The organism is Streptomyces laculatispora (assembly GCF_017353455.1).
In the GTDB taxonomy this organism is placed as follows: Bacteria; Actinomycetota; Actinomycetes; order Streptomycetales; family Streptomycetaceae; genus Streptomyces; species Streptomyces laculatispora.
This window is the reverse complement of sequence record NZ_JAFMPZ010000585.1, coordinates 1-7309: the sequence shown is the minus strand read 5'-3', so window position 1 is coordinate 7309 and position 7309 is coordinate 1. Positions and strand designations below refer to the sequence as shown.

General features: G+C 70.8%; 7 protein-coding genes. 2 read left to right on the top strand and 5 right to left on the bottom strand.

Going from position 1 to position 7309, the window contains the following annotated elements; genetic code table 11:
- Window positions 1-63: 63 nt before the first annotated feature.
- Window positions 64-1875: a pectate lyase-like domain-containing protein gene (locus tag J1C73_RS30965; protein WP_207319272.1), complete on the bottom strand. Its 1812-nt coding sequence runs from the start codon at window positions 1873-1875 to the stop codon at window positions 64-66.
- A 317-nt stretch (window positions 1876-2192) separates the two neighbouring features.
- On the opposite strand from J1C73_RS30965, the gene J1C73_RS30960 reads away from it, so the two are divergent.
- Window positions 2193-2864 (top strand): class I SAM-dependent DNA methyltransferase, encoded by a 672-nt coding sequence (locus J1C73_RS30960; RefSeq protein WP_307797836.1) that lies wholly within the window; start codon window positions 2193-2195, stop codon window positions 2862-2864.
- Between the two features lie 67 nt (window positions 2865-2931).
- Here J1C73_RS30960 and J1C73_RS30955 read toward each other — a convergent pair whose 3' ends face one another.
- Both J1C73_RS30955 and J1C73_RS30950 read right to left on the bottom strand, forming a co-directional pair.
- A complete protein-coding gene (locus J1C73_RS30955) occupies window positions 2932-3489 on the bottom strand; it encodes a TetR/AcrR family transcriptional regulator (protein ID WP_123461458.1) in 558 nt (185 codons plus the stop codon).
- A 14-nt stretch (window positions 3490-3503) separates the two neighbouring features.
- Window positions 3504-4082, bottom strand: a complete 579-nt coding sequence (locus J1C73_RS30950) for a sugar O-acetyltransferase (RefSeq protein WP_207319271.1) — start codon at window positions 4080-4082, stop codon at window positions 3504-3506.
- 83 nt (window positions 4083-4165) lie between these two features.
- Between J1C73_RS30950 and J1C73_RS30945 the strand changes: the two genes are divergently transcribed.
- Entirely contained in the window at window positions 4166-5380 is a 1215-nt protein-coding gene (locus J1C73_RS30945) for an MFS transporter (RefSeq protein ID WP_207319270.1), read from the top strand.
- 20 nt (window positions 5381-5400) lie between these two features.
- Here the strand turns inward: J1C73_RS30945 and thrS are convergent, their stop codons facing one another.
- Window positions 5401-6714 carry a threonine--tRNA ligase gene (gene thrS / locus J1C73_RS30940; RefSeq protein ID WP_372446766.1) on the bottom strand — a complete coding sequence of 438 codons (1314 nt, stop codon included), beginning with the start codon at window positions 6712-6714 and terminating at the stop codon, window positions 5401-5403.
- A gap of 114 nt (window positions 6715-6828) precedes the next feature.
- The coding region (locus J1C73_RS30935) for a class F sortase (protein WP_207319268.1) at window positions 6829-7309 on the bottom strand (481 nt) is incomplete at its 5' end.

Sequence of the window (7309 nt, the reverse complement as noted above, 5' to 3'; positions counted from 1 at the left end):
GCCGGGCTGACCGGAAGGGGCCGGGAGCACCCGGTGTTGCCCCGGCCCGCACCAGGTGCCTTCCTACGGGAAGGACACCACGTTCGACGGGACGGTGGTCGTCCCGGATGTGGGTGATCCGGTGTCATTGATGACGTGTTCGTACTGGCCCTGGCCGCCGAGGGAGACGACGAGCAGGTCGTGGAACTTCACTCCGGGCTTCACCGGTGCCTCGAAGCCGTGGTCCTGGCGGATCGTCGGGTCCACGTTGAAGTAGCAGTAGCTGCCCAGCCCCCAGCCCTCGTGGGTGGTCACGGAGTCGTCGACCTTGTAGGCCGCGAACCCCTTGGTGCTGCCGTTCTGGACGGCGGCCTGGTTGGGGGCGTCGTATGCCTTCTCGTTCTGGAAGAAGATCGTCTTGCCCCTCTCGCCGGACCAGCGCACGTCGTACTTGTTGAAGTGCTCGACGAACAGTCCGGTCGCCAGGACGTCGTCGCCGTTGACCTGGAGGCCGTAGTCGGCCCGGTTGGTCTCCCAGCCGATGCCCTCACCGTGGTCCGCGCGCCACAGCCAGGTGTGGTCGATGATCGTGTCGTTGCTGTTGATCACCATGCCGGTGGAGGCCTTGCCCGCTCCCGCACCGCCGACCCGCACGAACACGTCCTGAAGCGACGTCGGGTTGTCCGCGTGGCTCGCGGACGCGCCCTGCGGACCGACCTCGATCAGCGAGTTGGAGTTGGCCGGACCGGCGTCGACGAGCAGGCCTGCGAGCTTCACCCCGTCCACGTCACCGACCTTGATGGCCGTGACCCCGTTGTCCGGGATGATCGTGGCCAGACCCAGGCCCAGCACGACCGTGTTGGCGCGGTCGATGTTGATCGTCTGGTCGACGTGGTAGACACCGGGCGTGAACAGCAGGTGCAGACCCTGCTGCACCGCCGCGTTGATCGTCCCGGCGGTCGCGCCGGGCTTCACCACGTAGAACTGGTCCAGTGGTATCGACTCGCCCTTCGGCGTGCCGTTGGCCCACGAGACACCGCGCGCGTTGGTGCGCTTCTCGGGGACGAACACCTTGTAGTCGTCGCCGTCCAGGTAGAGGAACGGCTTCTCGCGGGAGGCCGGGGTGTTCTCCAGCGTGGTGTACGGCGGCTCCGGGAAGCTCTGGGCGGGGGCGCCCTCGACGCCGGAGAACGTCATGTTCCAGACGCCGTTGCCCCAGCTGCCGACCGAGCTGTCGCGGGTGTACCACTGCTGCTGCGAGTACGGGCCGACCTGACCGTCGATCTTGCTGTCGGCGATGTACCCGCCGCTCGCCCAGCCGTAGCCGTTCGGCGCGAGGTTGAGTCCGCCCTTGACGTGCATCCGGCGGAACGGCGCGGCCTGCGAAACGGCCCAGCGGTCGGTGCCGCTGACCGGGTTGAGCGCCAGGTTCTCCGCGGAGCGCCAGAAGTTCTGCGTGGCGTTCCCGTTGAACCAGCCCGCGTCGACGGTCACGTCACCGTTGAACGTGGTGTCGTCGGGCTTGAGACCGAGACCGGCGATCGAGGTGTAGAACCCGATCTGCGCGTTGAGGTTGTTGTACGTGCCCGGCTTGAACATCAGCGCGTAGCGGCCGGTGCCGAACTGCGCCGACTCCTGCTGCTTGAAGACCTCGTCGACCTTGGCCTGGATGTCGGGCATCGACGGATCGAACACCATGACGTTCGGGCCGAGGTCGCCGCCGCCCTCGATGGCCTGCGCGTCCGCGCCGAAGGCGTTCTGCGCCGTGGGGAGGGCCATGAGGAGCGAAACGGCGAACGCGGCGAACCCGAACGTCCGGGTGCGGCGCCCGCGACCGGTTGCGGTGCGGAGTGTCGTGGGGGGTGCCGTGGGGGTTTCCGTGGGGGGAGCATGCATGGGCGTACGTCTCCTGAGTCGTGGTACGGGTGACACGACGAGCTTCTCTGAGAGCGCTCTGAGAGCGCTCTCCGACGGGAGTTGATGGTTCCGCCGTCACCCGGGAAACGTCAAGAGGTGTGCAACAGGAGCCTCAGCCGATCCGCCTGTGCGCAACAATTAACGTCGCCAGAAAGGCAATTGGCCTGTTCTGTGCTCAGTTCCGGGTGCGGTTGACTTTAGGAGTTGATGTTCGTCGCTACGTCGGAACGGCGGGGCGTCGTACGGGTCGGCCGAGGGGCCGTCGGGAGCGGGACCGGTGACCTAGGGTCGTGCGCGTGACGACTCCTCCTCTGCTGACAGCGACCCGCGCCTACTACGACACCGTGGCCGAGGGGTATGCCGAGCGGGTGAAGGGTGCCTTCGCGCGGGATGCGTGGGGGCGCGCGATGCTAGGCGGGTTCGCGGAGGAGGTACGGGCCGACGGGGGGCTGCCGGTTGCCGATCTCGGCTGCGGACCGGGGCATGTGACCGCGCATCTGGACGGCCTCGGCGTGCGCGCGTTCGGCGTGGACCTGTCGCCCCGGATGGTGGACGTCGCCCGCCGCGACCATCCCGGACTGCGGTTCGAGGTGGGCTCGATGAGCGCGCTCGACCTCCCGGACGGTGAGCTCGGGGGCGTGGTCGCCTGGTGGTCGATCCTCCACACGCCTCCCGGTCTGCTGCCGGTGCTGTTCGCCGAGTTCCACCGGGTGCTGGCCCCGGGCGGCCGGCTGCTGCTGGGGTTCCACGCGGGCGAGGACGAGCCGTACAGCGGGCGCAAGCGCGACGACGGAGTGTCCTACGACATTCATCTGCTGTCGCCCGTCCGGGTCGGCGAGATGCTGGTCCGGGCCGGATTCGTGTCCACCGCGCGGATGCTGGGAGAGGGGGAGAGATGGCCGTGGGCGTGCCTGGCCGGCCGGCGGCCCGCCGCCGGCGCTTCCCCCGCGGATTGCGCCGGATCCTGATCCAGGTCATGGACCTGGCCGGCACCTTGGTCAGGTGGGGTGCCGGCCAGGAGTTCAGGGGCGCGGGTCAGGAACTCCCGCCCTGGCCCTTCGTGATGCGGGTGATCGCCTCGACGGTCAGGGCGCGGTCATGCGGTTCGGTCTCCAGGGCGCGGTGGATGGACAGGCCCTCGATCAGCGCGTCGAGCTGTCGGGCCGTCGCCGGGTCGAAGTGCCATTCGAGTGCGCGGCGGCTCCTGCGCATCCACTCCCGGGTCAGTTCGCGGTAGGCGGGCTTCCTGGCCGCGAGGGTGTACAGCTCGTGGGTGAGGACCAGTTCGCGCTGGTTGCCGCTGGAGAGGTGATGGACGAGACCGGCCACCGCCTCCCGGGCCTCGTCGGGCGTGTTCGCGGCGCCGAGACGCTCCTCGAAGACGGCGACGATGCTGCTGGAGAAGCGGATGAACGCCTCCCGCAGCAGCTCGTCCATGCCGCCGAAGTGATACGTCATCGATCCGAGTGGCACTCCGGCGCGGGCGGCGACCTTGCGGTGCGACGTCCCGGCGACCCCCTCCTCCGCGATCAGGTCGAGCGCGGCGGTGATGATGCGCTCCCGCCGCTCGGGGTCGTTCCTGCCGGTCGCCACGGTGCTTCCTTTTGCTAGATCGAGCGGATCACCCGGGCCGGATTGCCCACGGCGACCACGTTGGCGGGGACGTCCTTCGTCACGACGGCTCCGGCGCCGATGACGCTGTTGTCCCCGATGGCCACCCCGGCGAGCACGATCGCTCCGCCGCCGAGCCAGACATTGTCGCCGATCGTGATCGGCTTGGCCGCCTCCAGCTTGTCCCGGCGCGGCTCCGGCTCCACCGGGTGGGTCGGGGTGAGCAACTGTACGTTCGGCCCGATCTGGCAGTCGCGGCCGATGGTGATCGGCGCCACGTCCAGGGCGGTGAGGTTGTAGTTGATGAACGTGTCCTCGCCGACCGTGATGTACGTGCCGTAGTCGACGTACAGCGGCGGCCGGATGTGCGCACCCGCGCCGACGCCGCCGAGGAGTTCGGCGACGACGGGCTGCGCGGCATCGGCGTCCTGCGTGTACGCCGCGAGGTACTGGGCGGCGAGGCGCACGGCGCGCTGCTGGGCCTCGGCGATGTCCGGGTCGTCGGAGATGTAGAGGTCTCCGGCGAGCATCCGCTCATGGTTGGTACGGGGGTCCCCTGCGAAGTGGTCCGTCATGCGTACGATCGTACACTCAAGGCGTACGATCGTACGCTCCTGTCGCTCACCTTCTTCGATCCGTCTGCTGAGGCCCCGCTGCCATGGATGCCGCTACGCGCCGCTGGCGCACCGCCCTGTTCCTCTTCATGCTCGCCGCCGGCACCGGAATGGCGTCCTGGGTGGCCCGCACCCCGGCCGTCCGGGACGGGCTCGACGTGTCCACCGGCTCGATGGGCCTCGTGCTGTTCGGGCTGTCCACCGGTTCGATGGCCGGCGTCACGGCCTCCGGCCCACTCGTCCGCCGTTACGGGGGCCGGGTCACGATCAGCGTCGGCGCGGCGCTGATCGTCGCCGGGCTCCTGGTCGTCGCGGCGGGCACGAGCCTGTCGCTGGCGGGCGGGGTCTTCTGCGGACTCGCCCTGTTCGGCGGCGGGATGGGGCTGGCCGAGGTCGCGTTCAACATCGAGGGTGCGGCCATCGAGAGCGTCATCGGACGGCCCGTCCTGCCGGTCCTGCACGGCTGCTTCAGCCTCGGCACCGTGGTCGGGGCGCTGCTCGGCATGGGGCTGACCGCGGCCGCGTTCTCCGTCGGATGGCATCTGACGGTCGTCGCGGTGCTCATAGCCGCCGCCGCGGTCCGGGCCGTCCTCTCGATCCCGCATGGCACCGGGCGGGAGGCGGCAGGTGCCGCCGGCGGTGCGGACGGACAGGGTGGCCTGCGGGGCCAGTTGCTGGTGTGGCGGGACCGGCGACTGGTCCTCATCGCGGTGATCGTCCTCGCCATGGCCTTCGCGGAGGGCGCCGCCAACGACTGGCTGCCGCTGCTCATGGTGGACGGCTACCACGTGAGCGCCACCGCGGGGTCGCTGACCTTCCTGGCCTTCGCCTCGTCGATGACGCTCGGGCGGTTCGCCGGAGTCCCGCTCCTGAAGCGCTTCGGCCGGGTCGCCGTCGTCCGGGGCAGCGCCGTCACCGGCGCTGCGGGGCTGGTGCTGGTGATCGTCTCGCCCAGCCCGCTGGTGGCGGGCGCCGCCTCGGTGCTGTGGGGGCTCGGCGCCTCGCTCGGCTTCCCGGTCGCCCTCTCCGCGGCGGGCGACCACCCGCACGACGCGGCGGCGCGGGTCGGCGCGGTCGCCACCGCGGGGTACGTCGCCTTCCTCGTCGGCCCGCCCGGACTCGGCTTCCTCGCCGACCACATCGGACTCCGGCTCACCATGACCGTCGTCCTCGCCCTGCTGATCGTCGCCGCCACGCTGGCCGGGTCACTCGGGGCCGGCCGCCGCACCGGTACGGAGCCGGCCCCGGTCACTCCGTAGGGCCGTCCGGCGGGCCGCCTCTACACGCCGGCCGCCTCGTCCCACAGGGCGGTGCTGTGCGCCGCGACCAGTGCGCCGATCCGGGCGAGCGCCTCCCCGGCCGGCTGCGGGCCGAGCCGCCGGCCGTCGCGCAGGCGCAGTGCGACGAGGTCCCGGGCGGCCTCCGCGGCGCCGAGCACCGCCTGGTACGGGACGAGGCGGGCCTCCCGGATGCGGGCGCCCAGGCTGCCGCGCTCCCGGCCGCTGACCTCGGCACGCAGCCCGAGAGCGGTGCAACGGCGGGCGAGGTCCTCGGCGTCGGGAAGTTCGGCGTCCGAGACCGGGAGGATCACGACCTGGGTGGGGGAGAGCCAGCCGGGGAAGGCGCCGCCGTGCTGCTCGATGAGGTGGGCGACGGCCCGCTCCACGCTGCCGATGATGCTGCGGTGCACCATGACCGGCCGGTGTTTCGCCCCGTCCGCGCCGATGTAGTGCAGATCGAACTGCTCGGGCTGGTGGAAGTCGGCCTGGATGGTGGAGAGGGTCGACTCGCGGCCCGCCGGATCGGCGACCTGGACGTCGATCTTCGGACCGTAGAACGCGGCCTCGCCCTCGACCGCCTCGTACGGCACCCCGGACGCGTCCAGGACCCCGGTCAGCAGCGCGGTGGAGCGCTGCCACATCTGCGGCGCGGCGACGTACTTCCCGCCGGGCCCCGGCAGGGAGAGCCGGAAGCGGGCCGGGCGGATGCCGAGTGCTTCGTACGCCCGGCGGATCATGTCGAGCGCGGCCCGCGCCTCGTCGGCGACCTGGTCCAGGGTGCAGAAGATGTGCGCGTCGTTCAGCTGGATGGCCCGCACCCGGGTCAGCCCGCCCAGCACCCCCGAGAGCTCGGAGCGGTACATGCCGCCCAGCTCGGCCATCCGCAGCGGCAGTTCTCGGTAACTGTGCGAGCGGGAGCGGTAGATCACCGCGTGGTGCGGGCACAGGCTCGGCCGCAGCACGACCTGCTCGCCGCCCAGGTCCATCGGCGGGAACATGTCGTCGCTGTAGTGCGACCAGTGCCCCGAGATCTCGTACAGCTCCCGCTTGCCGAGCACCGGCGAGTACACGTGCCGGTATCCCGCCAGCCGCTCGGCGGTGCGGATGTACTCCTCCAGGGTGTGCCGCAGCGCAGCGCCGTCGGGCAGCCAGTACGGAAGTCCCGCGCCGATCAGCGGGTCGGTGTCGAACAGCTCCAGCTCGCGGCCGAGCTTGCGGTGGTCGTGCATGGCGGTCTCCTCGCGTACGAGGGGCGAGTCACCGCAAGCAGAAGCCCCGGGGCACTCGCCCCGGGGCTTCGGACTGTTCAGCAGTCAGCGCGCCGGGACACTCTCCGGCGTCGTCGTCATAGCGGCGCGCTTCATGCGGGGGACGCTAGCAGCGGGGTGCTGCCCGGCGCGCGGTGTTTTCCGGCGCATCCGACCGGCTCAGTCCTGCTTGGACGAGTCGAGGTGCGCGAAGACGACCACGTTGTCCTCGTAGTCCTTGGCCTTCTTGTCGTAGTTGCCGCCACAGGTGATCAGGCGCAGTTGGGCGTCCGAGGTGTCGGCGTACACCCGCTTGTCGGGGAAGTTCGCCTTGCTGAACGTCTCGACGGAGTCGACCTTGAACGTGGCCACCGAGCCGTCCGTGCGCGTGATGTCGACCGTCGCCCCGGGCTGCAGGAACCGCAGCTGAAGGAAGACCGCCGGCCCGGTCGTCGTGTCGACGTGGCCCGCCACGATCGACGCCCCGCGCTCACCGGGCGTGGCGCCGTCCTTGAACCAGCCGACCAGGTTCCGGTCGCCTGCCGGCGGGGCGTCCAGCCGGCCCGAGGCCCCGATGGACAGTGGCGTGAAGGGCGCGTCCACCGCGATGGCCGGGATTTTCAGCCGCTTCGGTTCGGAGCGGGGCAGGGCGGGGGAGGCG

What these genes read in the sequence shown, in the direction of transcription:
- J1C73_RS30965 (WP_207319272.1), bottom strand. Translation starts at nt 1,875, where the DNA reads ATGCATGCTCCCCCCACGGAAACCCCCACGGCACCCCCCACGACACTC.
- J1C73_RS30950 (WP_207319271.1), bottom strand. Translation starts at nt 4,082, where the DNA reads ATGACGGACCACTTCGCAGGGGACCCCCGTACCAACCATGAGCGGATG.
- J1C73_RS30945 (WP_207319270.1), top strand. Translation starts at nt 4,166, where the DNA reads ATGGATGCCGCTACGCGCCGCTGGCGCACCGCCCTGTTCCTCTTCATG.